Origin of the sequence: Streptomyces sp. BE20, from assembly GCF_036322525.1 — a bacterium.
GTDB lineage: Bacteria > Actinomycetota > Actinomycetes > Streptomycetales > Streptomycetaceae > Kitasatospora.
In genome coordinates this window covers 1-373 of the sequence record NZ_JAQYWW010000748.1, presented here as the reverse complement: position 1 = coordinate 373, position 373 = coordinate 1, and the positions used below count along the sequence as shown (strand labels likewise).

General features: G+C 57.6%; 1 protein-coding gene. It reads right to left on the bottom strand.

Features of this window, described 5'->3' with window-relative positions:
- Positions 1 to 179: 179 nt before the first annotated feature.
- The coding region (locus PUR61_RS16200) for an HU family DNA-binding protein (RefSeq protein WP_329879548.1) at positions 180 to 373 on the bottom strand (194 nt) is incomplete at its 5' end.

Sequence of the window (373 nt, the reverse complement as noted above, 5' to 3'; positions counted from 1 at the left end):
GTGGTGGTGGCCTTCTTGGCGGCGGGCGCCTTCTAGTCAGCGGTCGCGGTGTTCTTCTCGGCTTTGTTCTTTGTTTGGGTTGAGGAAGCTGTTGCGTTGTCTGGTAGCTTGGTGGGGTCGCGTTTGGGTTCCGTTGTTGCTGCGACAGCTTTGTTTGTCGGTGTGAGGGAGGGGGTGGTCTAGTTCTTGACCGAGGGGCCTTCCTTCGTCTGCTTCTTGCTGCCGCTGACAAGGTCCTTTACGCCCTGGCGGGTACGTAAGGGGGGCACCTTGTTATTATTGACGTTGACCTTCTCGCGGTTCTGGGGTTTGCGGGCGATGCGCGGGTTGCGCTCAACATTATAAATGGTGCAAAAACGGGTGACCGACACCC